The 14,533-nt window shown below is 34.3% G+C and carries 15 protein-coding genes and 3 pseudogenes; 10 read left to right on the forward strand and 8 right to left on the reverse strand.

Translation table 11 applies throughout. The features are described 5' to 3' along the window. The first annotated feature begins 75 nt into the window (after positions 1-75). Entirely contained in the window at positions 76-1,008 is a 933-nt protein-coding gene (locus OM961_RS03260) for an OTU domain-containing protein (protein WP_264339393.1), read from the forward strand. A 75-nt stretch (positions 1,009-1,083) separates the two neighbouring features. After that, the gene (locus OM961_RS03265) at positions 1,084-2,259 is read left to right on the forward strand and encodes a CCA tRNA nucleotidyltransferase (protein ID WP_264339394.1); all 1,176 of its coding nucleotides are present in this window, start codon (positions 1,084-1,086) and stop codon (positions 2,257-2,259) included. On the opposite strand, the gene OM961_RS03270 is transcribed toward OM961_RS03265, so the two are convergent. The 6 genes from OM961_RS03270 to OM961_RS03295 form a co-directional block, all read right to left on the reverse strand. Further along, entirely contained in the window at positions 2,243-3,721 is a 1,479-nt protein-coding gene (locus OM961_RS03270; protein WP_264339395.1) for a coiled-coil domain-containing protein, read from the reverse strand. The genes OM961_RS03265 and OM961_RS03270 overlap by 17 nt on opposite strands. Before the next feature lie 10 nt (positions 3,722-3,731). After that, the gene (locus OM961_RS03275; RefSeq protein WP_264339146.1) at positions 3,732-5,057 is read right to left on the reverse strand and encodes an IS4 family transposase; all 1,326 of its coding nucleotides are present in this window, start codon (positions 5,055-5,057) and stop codon (positions 3,732-3,734) included. 65 nt (positions 5,058-5,122) lie between these two features. Beyond that, on the reverse strand, positions 5,123-5,458 hold the full coding sequence (locus tag OM961_RS03280; RefSeq protein ID WP_264339396.1) for a hypothetical protein: 336 nt from the start codon (positions 5,456-5,458) through the stop codon (positions 5,123-5,125). A 135-nt stretch (positions 5,459-5,593) separates the two neighbouring features. Further along, positions 5,594-5,914 (reverse strand): HK97 family phage prohead protease, encoded by a 321-nt coding sequence (locus OM961_RS03285; protein WP_264339397.1) that lies wholly within the window; start codon positions 5,912-5,914, stop codon positions 5,594-5,596. 150 nt (positions 5,915-6,064) lie between these two features. Beyond that, positions 6,065-6,352: an HK97 family phage prohead protease gene (locus OM961_RS03290; RefSeq protein ID WP_264339398.1), complete on the reverse strand. Its 288-nt coding sequence runs from the start codon at positions 6,350-6,352 to the stop codon at positions 6,065-6,067. Positions 6,353-6,460: 108 nt separating this feature from the next. Further along, positions 6,461-6,640 carry a hypothetical protein gene (locus OM961_RS03295; RefSeq protein WP_264339399.1) on the reverse strand — a complete coding sequence of 60 codons (180 nt, stop codon included), beginning with the start codon at positions 6,638-6,640 and terminating at the stop codon, positions 6,461-6,463. A 41-nt stretch (positions 6,641-6,681) separates the two neighbouring features. Between OM961_RS03295 and OM961_RS07615 the strand changes: the two are divergent. The 5 genes and pseudogenes from OM961_RS07615 to tatC all read left to right on the forward strand — a co-directional run bounded on the left by OM961_RS07615 (position 6,682) and on the right by tatC (position 10,209). After that, positions 6,682-7,622 (forward strand): annotated as a pseudogene (locus OM961_RS07615) (IS5 family transposase). A 46-nt stretch (positions 7,623-7,668) separates the two neighbouring features. After that, positions 7,669-7,752, forward strand: a pseudogene (locus tag OM961_RS07620) (WPE palindromic element domain-containing protein); the annotation flags it as partial. A 57-nt stretch (positions 7,753-7,809) separates the two neighbouring features. Beyond that, positions 7,810-7,986, forward strand: a complete 177-nt coding sequence (locus tag OM961_RS03320; protein ID WP_264339401.1) for a hypothetical protein — start codon at positions 7,810-7,812, stop codon at positions 7,984-7,986. A 367-nt stretch (positions 7,987-8,353) separates the two neighbouring features. Next, positions 8,354-9,451, forward strand: a complete 1,098-nt coding sequence (locus OM961_RS03325) for a type I glyceraldehyde-3-phosphate dehydrogenase (RefSeq protein ID WP_264339594.1) — start codon at positions 8,354-8,356, stop codon at positions 9,449-9,451. Further along, complete coding sequence (gene tatC, locus OM961_RS03330; RefSeq protein WP_010962605.1) at positions 9,448-10,209, forward strand: twin-arginine translocase subunit TatC; 762 nt, start codon at positions 9,448-9,450, stop codon at positions 10,207-10,209. The genes OM961_RS03325 and tatC overlap by 4 nt, the downstream gene beginning before the upstream one ends. Positions 10,210-10,262: 53 nt before the next feature. Here tatC and OM961_RS03335 read toward each other — a convergent pair whose 3' ends face one another. Beyond that, positions 10,263-10,718 (reverse strand): arginine repressor, encoded by a 456-nt coding sequence (locus OM961_RS03335; protein ID WP_064125001.1) that lies wholly within the window; start codon positions 10,716-10,718, stop codon positions 10,263-10,265. Positions 10,719-10,843: 125 nt separating this feature from the next. Here OM961_RS03335 and OM961_RS03340 point away from each other — a divergent pair, with 125 nt between their 5' ends. Genes OM961_RS03340 through OM961_RS03350 form a run of 3 tightly spaced genes read left to right on the forward strand, consistent with a single transcriptional unit; the run spans position 10,844 to position 12,850 of the window. Further along, positions 10,844-11,578, forward strand: coding sequence for a substrate-binding periplasmic protein (locus OM961_RS03340; RefSeq protein ID WP_077188142.1), 735 nt, complete (start codon positions 10,844-10,846; stop codon positions 11,576-11,578). Continuing rightward, positions 11,578-12,225, forward strand: coding sequence for an amino acid ABC transporter permease (locus OM961_RS03345; protein ID WP_007548901.1), 648 nt, complete (start codon positions 11,578-11,580; stop codon positions 12,223-12,225). Before OM961_RS03340 ends, OM961_RS03345 begins: the two co-directional genes overlap by 1 nt. Then, entirely contained in the window at positions 12,209-12,850 is a 642-nt protein-coding gene (locus tag OM961_RS03350; protein ID WP_077188144.1) for an amino acid ABC transporter ATP-binding protein, read from the forward strand. The genes OM961_RS03345 and OM961_RS03350 overlap by 17 nt, the downstream gene beginning before the upstream one ends. Before the next feature lie 389 nt (positions 12,851-13,239). On the opposite strand, the pseudogene OM961_RS03355 reads toward OM961_RS03350, so the two are convergent. Further along, positions 13,240-14,526, reverse strand: a pseudogene (locus OM961_RS03355) (phage major capsid protein). Positions 14,527-14,533 lie beyond the last annotated feature (7 nt).

Below are 14,533 nucleotides of genomic sequence, written 5' to 3' on the forward strand. Positions count from 1 at the left end.
TCTGCTATACTTAATTAGTCGCTTATTGACAATTTTGTTGGTATAGTAATATATAGCTTAAATTAAGGTAAAACTATGACTACAGCTAAGAAACGGAAACTACCAAGTGACTTTCATGATGTTGAGGTTGGAATAAAAAGGCCCAGGATCTCAGGGCAAGAAATAACTCTTTTAAATAGTAACCCTTACCCTGACAATTTCTATGTAGGACAAGCAATTGGTAATGGAAGCTGTTTTTTTGACTCGTTCAGGCAAAGTCTAGAACAACAGACAGGAGAGCAAGTTACTGCCGAAAAATTAAGAAATGATTGTAGGGAATTTGCGCAAAAGAATCCACCAAAGTGGTTTACAAATGCAATTGTCAATAGTCATGATAACAATGGCCAGCACCGTAGTGAAACTGTAGATGATTATACAGCAGACATTATGCGTAACAGTAGGTGGGGTGATCCTGACGTTGAAGGCAGAATACTTTGTGAAAAGTATAAGGTAAAGCTACATCTTATAGAGAACCAGACTGTTAATAACCAAGATCTGTCTTTGCATGAATTAATAGACAATTCAGGTTCAAAAAGTGCAGGTGAATACAATAAAGTTGATTATGATGATAGTAGTATTGTGCATATAATAAACAAAGGCGGATTGCATTTCGAACCATTGCTTGATAGAAATAAAAGTTTAGCAAAACAACTGCAAGAGGAAACCAAACTTAAACAAGAGCAAGAACAAGAAGATTTCCTATTAGCAAAAAAACTGCAGCTAGACGAGATCTTAGAATATTGTAACCTTTCAAAGGATATCTCTGAGAGAGCAGAGGTTGAAAAGGGATTTGATAAGTTATTGGCAGAAAATGCTGATGGAAAAATTGGTGATGTTGTAGGGCAGTGCGTTAGTGATATAAAGCAGCACATAGAGCAGCAAAACCCTTCAAGTTTACTAAGATGTGGTACGGAATCGATGGCAGAACCATTTCATCAACAACGAGCACCACAACTTGTAAAATCTTAATAGCCCTGTATATTTTTATATAGGGCTTTTGCAAGCATTTCATATAATATGAACTTGCAGTACGTACTAACCTAAATGCAAGTTGACCATGAGACTAGTTTAATTATTGATGCCATAGAGGAATTTGGTGGTGAGGCTAGGCTTGTCGGCGGGTGTGTGAGAGACTCAATTTTGCAGCGTGATGTCCACGACATCGATTTAGCTACTAATTTGCTTCCCAATCAAACGATTAAAGCGCTAAAACTCCGTAATATAAAAACTATTCCAACTGGCTTAAAACATGGAACTATCACTGCGGTTCTAAATCAAAGATCTTTTGAGATCACAACACTAAGGCATGATGTGAAATGTGATGGTAGGCATGCAAAAGTAGAATTTACCAATAATTGGCAAGCGGATGCTTCAAGGCGCGACTTTACATTTAATGCTCTGTATGCAGATAAGCATGGCCATATATATGACTACTTTGGTGGTATAGAGGACTTAAAAGCGCGAAGGTTAAACTTTATAGGCAACGCTGAAGATAGAATTAAAGAAGACTATCTACGTATTTTAAGAGCATTTCGTTTTCATGCAAAAATATGTGTCGGAGATTTGAGTGATGAAATACTAAACGTATGCAAAAAGCATTCGCATATGATTCAAAACCTCTCTGGAGAGAGAATAAGAGATGAAATACTTAAATTGCTGGAGTGCAATGATCCTTTTCCAACACTTAAGAGCATGCAAGAATCTGATGTTTTGCAAAAGATTATCCCAAAAGAAGTAAAATGCAAAATTCTGTCTTCGCCACTTCTTTTGGGCACTGATGCACTAGTAAAATTAGCGTTACTCCTTAGGACTACTAAAAAAAATGACAGGCTAAGTCTTGGAGAATATGTAAGCAAATTTTTACGTCTTTCGAACAAGCAAAAGAAAAAGCTGCTATTTTTACTATCCAACGATATCAAAACAGAACTCTCAGAAAAAGAGCAAAAAAAATACATATCTTTATTTGGTAGAGAATTATATTGTGATTTAGTGAAAATTTGTGGTGTTGAGTCTGGAGAAAATGTTGATGAATACATTTCATTTGCTAACACATTCAATATTCCAAAATTTCCTTTATCTGGCGATGATTTAATAAGTATAGGTCACCAGCCAGGAAAAAGTTTAGGTAGAAACTTGGAATTGCTAAAACAACATTGGGAAGATAGCTCCTACACTTTAACAAAAGAGGAGCTGGTGCTTTATGCTAAGAGCCTATTCTAACTGCTTTCTGACTGTTCAATGAATGTATGCTTGCAATATTAGGGGAACTCATAGAGGAATTAGGTATATGTTCTTTTTTAGCTTTTTCTGTTAATTGATATTCGTTTACTCCTCCTTGAGTTTGATTACACATTCCCTGATCTGGAGATAAAAATTTATCTCTTATGCTTAATGCCAGTTGTAACTCTTGAATCTTATTTGAAAAACATTTCATTTTAGCCTCTGTTAATTTTCCTGTAACAATTTCTTTAAGCAATTCTCCTGAGTCGTTATTATTATTATTCTTGCTATTAAAGCTGTGCAAGATAGAGTCTACAATCTTATTTACCCCTTCTTGTTTGTTAAATTCTAATTTTTTTACGCATTTTCTAACAGAAGGTGACAACTTGGCTTTTAACGTGTCATCTCGTAGTTCTTTACCCATATTTTTTCCAATGTTACAATGTTCGTTGACAACTTCTTTAACCTTAGCTTCTATGATCTCCCTTGCGGATTGTTTCAAATTACTTTCTAATAATTCAAGCAGCTTACTGCTTTCAAATTTGCCATCATCTTGATTTGATAGAGACTTTATAGTTTCATTAAGCACGTTATGGCAAAAGTGTTTCTCTTTAAATTCAGGAAAACCTTTTTTTAACTCCTCGTTTTTCCCAGATAAAAAGTTATTGAGACCCTTATCCCTAGAAAGCTTATTGGGCAAGTTTCGTAATTTTGAAAGAGTTGATTTTGCAGTAGATACTGTACTCACTGCACCTGCCTTTTTAGCCAATTGACCTTCTTTTGCTTCCTGTAGTTTCTTAGTGTCAGCTTTCAATTGACCTTCTAAATCAATCTCCAATTGTTGTTTAGATTCTTGAACACTTTGTAATTGCTTCCCCAAGTTCTCCATTTCACCCAATTGAGCAGTCAATGTATTCACACTTAATCGTAGAGCTTTGTTTTCATGACCTAAGTCACTGACTTTATTTTCTAATTCAGTATTTTTGTCTTTAGCCTGACACAATTTATCAGTCTGTGATTTAAGTAAAGCCACTAATTTGCTAGCTTGCCATTGTTGATTCAATTCAATTAATTTATCCTCCTTGTCCTTTAACCTACTCTTAAGTTCTATTATTTGTGCTTGCAGACTTTCATTATCTTTCCTAGTAGCTTCAATTTCTTCTCCTTGCTCTCTTATTATCATGTATTGATCAAATATAGTTTTCTGTTGTTCATCAACTTTATCCTGCATTGCTTTTTTATCTTGTTTGTATTTGGTTAGTTCCTCTTCTCGTTCGCCTGCATCTTCTGTAAGTCCCTTATAACTCTTTTCAAGTCCTTCAATTGCAGATCGTAATTCTCTATTTTCTTCTTTTAAGGAAGCATTTTGTAAACGTTCAAGTTCTAATTCCTGATTTATGCCCTCCAGCTGTTCTTCTAATGCTTCATCATCTTCCTCTGTTATCAATGCTACTCCATCCATACGCGTCAAGTTAAGAGATTGTGAGCAAATTTAGAGAGGTTAAAGTGGATACTCTAGCCCTTCTACGTTTGTCTTTTAATGAAAATCGCGACCAAGTTATAGTGAGTTTTTTAAGAAATGCTTTTAAACTATTAATTTTGGTTAATACTAAAAATAACTCTCTAACCCGCCTTTTTAGCTCAATAAATGCCTTTGTTAAGCTAAGTTCTGTATTCTTTTTCACTTCTGTGCAACCAACTATGCCGTGAAATATAAGAATTGCGCACAATTTAGCATATAGTTCACATAATACTCTGCATGGCTTTCCTTTTAGCTTATCAAGCCTGATATGGCTTTTATACAATTTAAATAATAACTCAATTTGCCACCTTACTCTGTAAATCGTTAATACTTGCTCAGCACTAATTTTATTTTCTGAAACATTAGTTATAAATATTGACCAGTTCAACAATTTTTGATTTCTTTTAGAGGATGTATATCCCTGCGATCTTGCTAATCTATTAGCTTTCCTTCTTCTGGCCATAGACTGTTCTTCAGTTAGTTTCTGACATATAATTCTTACTCTAATTTTTGCTTCTTTTCCTAACAATACCTCGTTTTCTAAAAATAACTTATCCTCTAAACATTCTAATAACTCCATTTTTTGATTTGTTTCTACATCATATATGTTGGTATCGGATTTATAACGACTTATGAAATAAGCTCCTATTTCATTGATTTGTTTAAAAGAACTTGGCACAAAATAACCGAGATCAGATATTAGCAAATCATTGCTTAATATATTACTTAAATGTTTCCTATATCCCTGGTCTGATCTTACCCCCTCCGTTAAATTAAGTTGGTCTATTATCTGATTCATGTAGTCGAAAACTAATTGTAACTTTATTCCAGACTTAGTATTGCTTTCATAGCCACTGTAGCTAGTACCATAACCTTTATACATCTCTTCCATACTGTTAGGTAGAGTAATATAGCTACTGTCCAATAATTTAACACTATTAAATTGCTGTAAGATTTTGCAATCAACTTGCAAGATATTTTTAAAGAGAATCACAGATTCATTATACATCCTTTTCATAAATTCCACTGCTTCTTCAGTAAATCTAAAATCCAAACCTTGTTTTGTTATATCTATCGAGTCCTCGTTTAGTAATTGACACATTGTTTCTACGCTACAATTATCAACTCCTATATTACCCAAGACCATGGCTTTTACGAATGATGAACCTTTTAGCTTTCTCTTTCTTTTTATAAACCTTGTTGTAATTGAGATTTTCTCTGCTTTTTCATTAAAAAATTCTTTGAGCTTTTTTGATAAGCAAGTTATTTTATTCATTGGTTCTCTCACTAAAAGTATATCTGGGAGAACTTATACCTTATTATTCTATCTCTTTCATACCTTTATTTCCTTAACTTGACGCGTATGGCTACTCCATCAGTCTGAACCCCTCCATCTTTGTTTATCACTACACTTTGGCTCTCTTTCTCTACAACTTCAGGTTTTAAGTCAACTTGAACACTTCCATCTATTGTCTTAAAAGCATCAGTTTGAACTTCATTGTTTGCAGTAGTTTTATCGTAGTACAAAATATTTTCTGCCCATCTATTCCATCTCTTGGGCAATATTCGTCCAATCGTTTTTAGATATAACCAAGCAAATACAGTAGACCAGCTGTATTTTTTTTCCTTTCGCTTAATATTAATTTCATAATTAACCTTATTATTAATATTTAGCATAAAATTACCTTATTTTTTAACTTTAATTTACAGAAAATTTTAATAGTAATAAAGTTATATATATTAGTATAAATGTTAAACAAATACTAACACAGGTGTCAAATTATGGTAAAGTCTTTGCCCGCCTAATACACTTTAAGCAGAAATGTACATGTCTGCAAGTACAGCATTTGCTTTTTCTATCGCTCTTGCTAACACTTCCTGTTCATTGTTCTGATTTTTCACATTGATTACCTGAGCAGCCAAGTTTGCAGGAAAAGTGACCAAACTGACTTCCCATAATTCCACTTGTTTTAACACTCTAGCTCCACTTTTATGATCAACATCATACTCTATAGGTATATAGCCGATGGAAAGTCCGTTAATTGCCCCAGTTTTGAGCATCAAATACACTTCTTCTGCTTTCTGAATACCCAAAAGTAAATGTGCGGTTATATACCTTACTATTACCCACAAATATAAATGTTTGTTGCATAGCTCTTAATGGCATAACTTTTGCTTGAAATAACTGTTTATATGGTGCAATTTACAGCTTTTAGTTGCTAAAATTATAACTCTTAGTTTAATAATTTTAATCTAATAAGCTTTCAGGTTAATAAAATTAAATTATTTGAGTAAATACAATACTATGTTTTTATTTGTGGGTAATAGTAAGGTTATATACAGGCCAACATCATTTTCATAAATATCTATGATGCTACCTATAGGTTCGTCAGGATTATGCTGCCAAAGGAGTTTTATTTTATTTCTGTTTAAATTTTCCTTAAATGCTCCAGGCAATATCAGATCATTTTGTTTATCAACTATATTAAAAACGCTAGCATAACCAGAAAATACACCGTTTTCTCCTATGCTTTTTATTGACAATGGTGAATAGAGAAATTTCTTATTCATAAAGCCTCCTGTAGTATTGGGAATTTTGTTTCGCAATGCACTGCGATATAATTCTATTATATGCAGTGCTCTAAAAGGGGGAAGCACTTTTCTTAGTTACTAAAAACGCTAAATTGTAATATGGTACAATGTTACAACGATGTCATGAAAGTAGCTGAAACTGGTTCCTTTATGACGGCAGTACCTTCTCCTGTCATCCGAGTAGCCTCCTTTTTTTGTCATCCCAGTGCTTGACACTGGGATGGCTTTGTTGCATAGCAACTGAAAAAATCTGGTGGCTACTGACAAAATTCATTATAAAATAGCCATTTAACCTTGAAAGAAAAAATATGCCACAAAAAATGAGGGTCAGTAACCATAGCGAATATAACAAATTTCTAGAAAAAAGAGGAAATATTTTTCATTATATCAACGAAGCCATAGAAAAGTGGTACGAGAATGGTCCAAAAATACCAGGTGGCAACAATATTTATAGCGATAAAGTTGTAATTTTGGTGCACATAATAACTTGTTTATTTAGAATAGGCCTGAGGCAAACAGTTGGGTTTATAGCAGGATACCTTGAGCAAATTGGGAAAAATTTGCAAGTTATCAGCTATTCACAATCATCAAGAAGGTTTAAGAAACTCAATATTAAGATCAATGATTGCAGAAAATAATATGGAAGATATCGAAATTGCTATAGACAGTACAGGAATTAGTATATACAACAACACTCCTGGTCATAGCAAAGAAAATAGCGAAGATAGAAAGTATCGCAGCTATGAACAGACAAGAAAATTGCATGTAATGTTGAATACAAACAGCAAAAAAGCCATAGCTGTAAAATACAGTAACGGCTGATCACTATGGAGCTTGTGATTTGCTAAAAGAAGTCGATTTTCAGTATGTCATAAAAGTACTATATGCAGATAGGGCATATGACAGAGAAAAGCTCTATAAGCTGTGTAATCAATATGGTATAAAAACGAAAATTCCTCCGAAAAACAACGCAGCAGAGCATCCAAAGTTAGACTATATGGCTGAGAGAAATGCTGCAATTAGACTAATAAAATCATGCAGCGAAGATGGAATGAAGAGGTGGAAAAGGCAAACAAACTACGGAAAAAGATCTTATATAGAAAGTTTTTTCTCGCGACTGAAACAAACATTCGGGTTTAGTTTTAGGAATAAATCTGAGACAAATAGAGAGAAGGAACTACTTGTTAAATGCTATTTGCTCAATAAGTTCACTGATATTGGTATGGCTAAATTTGAGATAGCTTCATAAATTTATTGTGCGTTACCTACTATCCGAAGAGCGATGCAACAAAGCCCACTGGGATCCAGAAGACTTAATTTCAACCAAGTGGCTGCATAATAAAGGCTGGATTCCAGTGTCAAGCACTGGAATGACATCACAGGGGCATTGACCTCTCTTGGGCTCTTTTAGCTACAAACATTAAGAAATTTACCAAATGAAAAAAAAGGCAAAAGAAGCCCTGGGGTTATTATCTGCTTTAAAATATTGGCGTTTTTTATGTTTTAAACGCTTGACAAGCGAGATTCAGCCGCTTTTAATTGCAACTAACCTACGCTGCAAATGTTTAAGAAATTTACCAAGCAGAAAAAAAGACAAAGAATCCCCGAGTTAGCTAGTCTTTTACTATCTCTGTCAAGTATTGGCATTTTTTGATGTCTTGTAACGCTTTATAAGCGCGTTCAGCTTATTTAGATAAAAATCTAGATGTAGATGAAGTTTTGTAAAGACATACAGTATCTATATACTGCAAAAAATTAAACATAAGACGCCGATACATTAAGTAATCCTTACTTTTTAATCTGCAGATTGGCGAAAGCAAATACAATAGCTTCAGTTTCATGATAAGGGGGCTGGCGGAGTTTGTCAAGCAAGTTTTTAGCCCTGTCTCCTTGCTATAATGTTCATATCGATAGAAAAGCAAAAGAATAGAATGAAATATCAAGTGATATCCTCTATAATTAAATTTTTTGAATGAAGAGATGACGGTTCGCGTAGGAATTAATGGTCTGGGTAGAATAGGCAGAGGCGTATTGCGTGCTATTTATGAAATAGAAAAGTATAGTGAGCAAATAGAAGTTGTAGCTGTAAATGGATCGCTCAGTGCAAAGCAGCACGCACATTTGATTAAATATGATTCTGTTCATGGCAAATTCAGTGGTGATATTGACTTTAATGAGTCTCAAAATTGGCTATCCATAAATGGCAAAAAGTTTTCTTTATATAGAGAACGGAGCCCTGAAAATATTCCTTGGAATGTTGATGTAATACTTGAATGTACTGGTGCATTCAACAAACGTGAAGAAGCAATAAGGCACAATGCAGAGAAAGTAATTGTCTCTGCTCCAGTTCCGGATGCTGATGTAACTATAGTTTATGGTGTGAATAATGATATGCTCAAAAAAGAGCATAAAGTAATATCAGCAGGTTCTTGCACTACAAATTGCCTTGCTCCGATTGTGAAAGTCCTACACTCCAGTTTAGGTATAAAAAGCGGTTTTATGACTACTATACATGCCTACACGAATGATCAAAATGTTCTTGATGGTAATCATAAAGATTTACGTAGAGCAAGGGCTTGCGGATTATCTATGGTGCCAACTACAACCGGGGCAGCAAAAACAATTGGTTCTATAATTCCTGAATTAAAGGGCAAGCTAGATGGCACTGCCGTCAGAGTTCCGGTTAGCAATGTTTCTATGGTTGATTTTACATTTACGACTGATAAGAAAGCGACCGTTAAAGAAATCAATGAAATGTTTAAGGATGCAGCTCTCTCCTCTACGTCATTCCAGCGCGTGACGCTGGAATCTAATTTCTGGATCCCAGTGTCAGCTACTCGGATGACATCAGAGGGTACTAGGATGACAGAGGGTTATCCAATGTCAAATGTACTTTCTATATGCGAGGAACCTTTAGTCTCAATAGATTTTGTGCATAACCCTTATAGTGCAATTGTGGATTTAACCGGTACATATGTTACAGGTGATATATGCAGGGTTGCAGCGTGGTATGACAATGAGTGGGCTTTTTCGCTGAGAATGTTAGACATAGCATTATTGAGCTATAGTAAAGTATGAACTGGAACTCAAGCAAATACGCCTCATTTTATGAGCACTTTGCGGAACTCAGAAAAAGAGTTATCTTTTGCTTTCTATTTTTTTGCGTTGCTTTTGGTTTTTGTTATTACTTTAAGGAAAATATATACCGTTTTTTACTCGCACCTTTAATAGAAGCAACAAAAGGTAGCGAAGGTTTTTCTTTAATTTACACAGACTTAACAGAGGCATTTTTTGTGTATCTCCAAGTTGCAATAATGAGCGCACTTTTGTTTTCTTTTCCTGTGTTTGCATGGCAATTTTATATGTTCTTAGCACCTGGGTTATATAAAAGTGAAAGGGCAGTGTTATTGCCATACTTGATTGCAACACCGGTTTTATTTGTAACGGGAGCTACTGTAGTCTATTACTATATATTTCCTTTAGCCTGGAAGTTTTTCATCACTTTTGAACATAGTGGGAAATCTTTCGGTATACCAATAGAGTTTATGCCATCAGTTAGCGAATATTTAGACCTCGTTCTCCAATTTATGTTTGCTTTTGGCACTGCATTTCAAATTCCAGTAATACTCACATTAATGGTGAGAGTAGGGTTACTCACTACACAAAGTTTGTCAAATAAACGCAGAATCGCGATAGTGGTAATTTTTATTATCGCTGCAATCTTAACTCCACCTGATGTATTAAGCCAAGTAGGGCTTGCAATACCAATGCTGATTCTATATGAATTGTCCATTCTGATATGTAGGTATATTGAAAAAAAGAAGACAAAGATTTAAACAAAGGAATCCCTCTCATCTCCTTTATATCACATTTTTAACTTACAACATTCTTATTCAGGACTTAAATATGGAAATGTTTCATAAATTGATTGTAATACTTTGTTAAGTTCAGCCTTACTTTTGATGATCAATAATACTGTATCATCACCTGCTATAGTTCCTATAATTCCTATGTTTTTGCTATTATTTAATGAATAAATAACATACTTCTGATCTAGAAAGTAAGCTAGGCTGCTAGCTTGTCCTGGTTGAGTGTGTAGTACTATTAAACCAAAATCCGAAATTTGCATATTAAGTATTAATGGTAATCGATATTGGTTGATGTCAATTACTTTATACATACCAGCAACTTTGGCAATTTTAAGTTCTTTCAATTTTCTTGATAAAGTAGCCTGAGAAATGTTATACCCTCTTTTTTTGAGTAAGGTCTGTAAATCGCTCTGTTCTAAAATTTCATGATTTTGAATAATATTTAAAATATGTTCACCTAGTGTGTTGTCATGCATTATGCATTTTCCTCATATTGAATATGTAATAAGTATATTTGAAATTATATTCATTATTTCTTGACTATTCAATTTTTAATGTCTATATTCACAAGATGAATAAAATATGAATATAAATTAGTAATATGAAAAAATACATTTTAAATGCTATTATAGCGATAAGTATTCTATTAACAGGATGCAAGGAAGATAAACACGATAATATCATTAGATTTGCAATTTCTGCAGATTATCCACCTTTTGAATATTATGAAAATGGTAAATTTACTGGCTTTGACATTGAGCTTGCTCAATTAGTAGCAAAAGAGTTAGGTAAAGAAGCGATATTTAAAGATATGCAGTTTAGTACTATATTTGCAGCATTGCAAAGTAATTCTGTAGATGCTGCTATATCTACTATTGGTAGCACAGAAGAGCGTGAAAAAAATTTTGATTTTTCAAATAGTTATTATACAGGGGAATTTGGTATTCTATATCACAAAAATAAACCCATAGCCGGTATAAACAACTTAACTCACAAGAAGATAGCCGTTCAACTAGGAACTGTCATGGAAATTTGGCTAAAAGAGCATGTTCCTACAACAGCTCAAATTATTGCTATAGACAATAATAATCAAGCTGTAGAAACATTAAAGTCTGGTCATGTTGATAGCGTCCTAATTGATGAATTCCAAGGTAAAGTATTTAGCAAAAAAAATCCTGGTCTATCATGGTCAGCCATCGCTAAGTCAGATAATGGTTATTCTATTGCTGTGAATAAAGGATCTGATTTAAAGGATAAAATAAACGAGGCGTTAAAAAGTTTAGAAAGTAAAGGTGTAATACAAAAGATAGCAGAAAAATGGCTAGGAGATAACTGATGCAAGAATTAATTTCTAATTTCTTGTTTGTTGGAACAGGCCTTGCCTTTACTTTAAAATTATTGATTGGAGGACTGCTTTTAGGTATGAGTCTAGGAGGGTTATTTTCAGTACTCAGATATAATAAGATCTGTATTCCATTAATTAATGGAATTATATCTGTAATACGTGGCACCCCCCTTATATTACAGTTAAGTGTTGTTTATTTTATGACTCCAACCATTGCAGGAATTAAATTAAACATATTTAGTGCTGGCATTATAGCATTTGGTCTAAATAGCTGTGCTTATATTGCTGAGATTTTACGAGCTGGTATTGAAACTATATCAAAAAACCAGTTTGAAGCAGCTAAAACTTTACAAATACCTAGTTTCTATATGTGGAGAGATATTATATTACCACAAGTTATTAAAAATATTCTTCCTGCAATGATAAATGAGATCATTGCACTCCTTAAAGAAACGGCATTAATCTCTACTATTGGTGGTGTTGATATTATGCGCTCTGCGCAAATGCTTGCAGCAGAACAATTTACTTATTTTATACCACTTTGTCTTGCTGGGGCTTATTATTACGCTCTTGTATTACTAATTGAATATATAGGCAAAAAGATTGAACAGAAAGGTATATATGATAAAAATGCATAATGTTTGTAAATTATTTAATAATATTCCAGTACTTAATAATATTAACCTGATTATAGAACAATCTATAGTTGGTCTTGCTGGTCCTTCTGGTAGTGGTAAATCAACATTGTTACGTTGTATACAAAAACTCGAAGTTTTAGATTCTGGTAGCATTGAATGCAATGATAGTACTGGTTTTGTATTTCAGGATTTTCAACTTTTCCCACATATGACTGTCTGGGAAAATCTTACATATGCTCCCAAACTTAAAAACAAAACTCAGGATCAAAGTGATTCACTACTTGAGTCTTTGGGTATTGCCTCTAAAAAAAATGATTACCCTAGTAATCTATCCGGTGGGCAAAAACAGCGGGTTGCGCTTGCCAGAAGCTTAATGATGAATCCAAGGATTCTATTATGCGATGAGCCAACGTCTGGTTTAGATGTAGCAACAATAGTCGACGTTGTGGAACTATTACAATCAGTTAGAGATATGGGTATTACTATGATTATCGCTTCTCACAATTTGGATTTTTTAACAAAAATATCAGATCGGATTATTCTGTTAAAAAACGGAAAAATAATTGTAGATATCAATCCTAAAGAAATTGATGAACCAACAAACTATTTAAAAAATAATTATTAAAAGAGAATCACTCATATCATACTGAGAGCTATAACAGATCTTAGCATCGAAAATTACATAATGTATATTATGGAAGATAAATTACATAATATAAGAAGCAACGCTAAAAATAAAATCACATAATATAGCAAACTATAGCTAACCCAAGAAAGGTTTTCCTACGTCATACCGCCGCGATATCTCAGCATAGATTCCGCTAACAAGTAGCGGAATGACGAATTTTTGTTTTTCAAACTGTCGGTAAATCTAAGTCAGTTTAGCTATATGTGTCAAGCACTGGGATGACACCCTCCTGATGGGCCAAAATCACAATGTTCGTACAGTTATGGAATGAATCGCGGTATGACGTGTTGCTTTGATCAGCTATAAAGATGATGCTGCGGAAGTTTTTAGTACTTGCTCGCAACTTTCAACAATTTAATAGCACTGGTGTTTACAACCTCTCCGCCGACACGCTTAGTGACAAAAAACCTCACATAAGGTTTATTCGTATAAGGGTCTCTTAATATTCTCATTCCTCTGTTATCTACAATCTTATAAGCTTGTTTGAAATCTGCCATCGCAATTACTGGTAGCTGATTGTTTGGCGCTGGTGGCATATCGGCAGATTGATATACTGGTATTCCCATTAAAGTATCTGGAGCTTCAAGCGACAGACTTGGCTGCCAGAGATACTGACCTGTTTGAGATTTTAGCAGCCTGATATCCTTCAACGTACTCCTATTCATCAAAAATGACGCATTTTTGGAATAATATTCGTCCAGAGAGTAATACAACATCATTATTGAATCACTATCTAATTTTTCAGTTTTAACTTGCTCTATTTTATTATAACTGTTTCCATTTTCATAAGCTAAAATTCCTTTTGGTTGAAAAGTGCCCTCACCCTTAATGAAGGCTTCGCTTTCTTCCTTACTAAAAGTCTCGGCAATCTTTTCCACCAGCCAACTCTCAACATCGACAAACGCATCATCGAGTAACTTTTGTGATATTTATGGTTGAGCATATAACTCGTAAGTTGTGACGGAAATCTTTTGGATTTTGGGCGTGTCCGTATCTTTTGCAAAATCATACTTAGACTTATTGCCACCGTCCTCATCATCTACTGTTTCACTGCTCCAACCTGCACCGGCGCGGTCAAAATCTTCTATAATGTAATCCAATGTTTCAGTAGAGATTCTTTGACTGGAGCATATTTGTCGCATTGGGGACGAATCAGTTACGCGCTTGTTTATGCGTTTTACAATATGCGGAGTAACTAGATACCCCCCGATATCACTGTCATCTCCACTGAGGGTTTTGTGTGATAAACCGCTTTCCATTCCCTTGCGGATATAATCAGAAAAATATTTATCGCTTGTGCTAAAATCTGTATTTACTTCTGGGCGTTGAGCTGCAGTTTCGATCAAGTCTAAACGCTCTTTGCAACTATCAATGGCATTATTTACCTTGCATAGCTGCTCAATTGTTGCAGAATCAGCACGCCCTTTGCTTTCAATTTCTTTTAGTTTGCGATCATTTATTAATTTAAATTGCTCCCATGATGAAGCGAGTTCATTGATACGGTGAGCGATATCGGTAAGTGACATAATAGCCTCCTTTGAAAATGAAATAAAAATGGAAATAAGGTAATAGGAATGGCATCCATAGATGTTTCCCACAGTTGTACGAATCATACGCGTC

The organism is Wolbachia endosymbiont (group A) of Cydia splendana, from assembly GCF_947179475.1.
In the GTDB taxonomy this organism is placed as follows: domain Bacteria; phylum Pseudomonadota; class Alphaproteobacteria; order Rickettsiales; family Anaplasmataceae; genus Wolbachia; species Wolbachia pipientis.

Coding starts and splice junctions, on each gene's coding strand:
- OM961_RS03260 (WP_264339393.1), top strand. CDS start 76: ATGACTACAGCTAAGAAACGGAAACTACCAAGTGACTTTCATGATGTT.
- OM961_RS03265 (WP_264339394.1), top strand. CDS start 1,084: ATGCAAGTTGACCATGAGACTAGTTTAATTATTGATGCCATAGAGGAA.
- OM961_RS03270 (WP_264339395.1), bottom strand. CDS start 3,721: ATGGATGGAGTAGCATTGATAACAGAGGAAGATGATGAAGCATTAGAA.
- OM961_RS03275 (WP_264339146.1), bottom strand. CDS start 5,057: ATGAATAAAATAACTTGCTTATCAAAAAAGCTCAAAGAATTTTTTAAT.
- OM961_RS03280 (WP_264339396.1), bottom strand. CDS start 5,458: ATGCTAAATATTAATAATAAGGTTAATTATGAAATTAATATTAAGCGA.
- OM961_RS03290 (WP_264339398.1), bottom strand. CDS start 6,352: ATGAATAAGAAATTTCTCTATTCACCATTGTCAATAAAAAGCATAGGA.
- OM961_RS03320 (WP_264339401.1), top strand. CDS start 7,810: ATGAAAAAAAAGGCAAAAGAAGCCCTGGGGTTATTATCTGCTTTAAAA.
- OM961_RS03325 (WP_264339594.1), top strand. CDS start 8,354: ATGACGGTTCGCGTAGGAATTAATGGTCTGGGTAGAATAGGCAGAGGC.
- tatC (WP_010962605.1), top strand. CDS start 9,448: ATGAACTGGAACTCAAGCAAATACGCCTCATTTTATGAGCACTTTGCG.
- OM961_RS03335 (WP_064125001.1), bottom strand. CDS start 10,718: ATGCATGACAACACACTAGGTGAACATATTTTAAATATTATTCAAAAT.
- OM961_RS03340 (WP_077188142.1), top strand. CDS start 10,844: ATGAAAAAATACATTTTAAATGCTATTATAGCGATAAGTATTCTATTA.
- OM961_RS03345 (WP_007548901.1), top strand. CDS start 11,578: ATGCAAGAATTAATTTCTAATTTCTTGTTTGTTGGAACAGGCCTTGCC.
- OM961_RS03350 (WP_077188144.1), top strand. CDS start 12,209: ATGATAAAAATGCATAATGTTTGTAAATTATTTAATAATATTCCAGTA.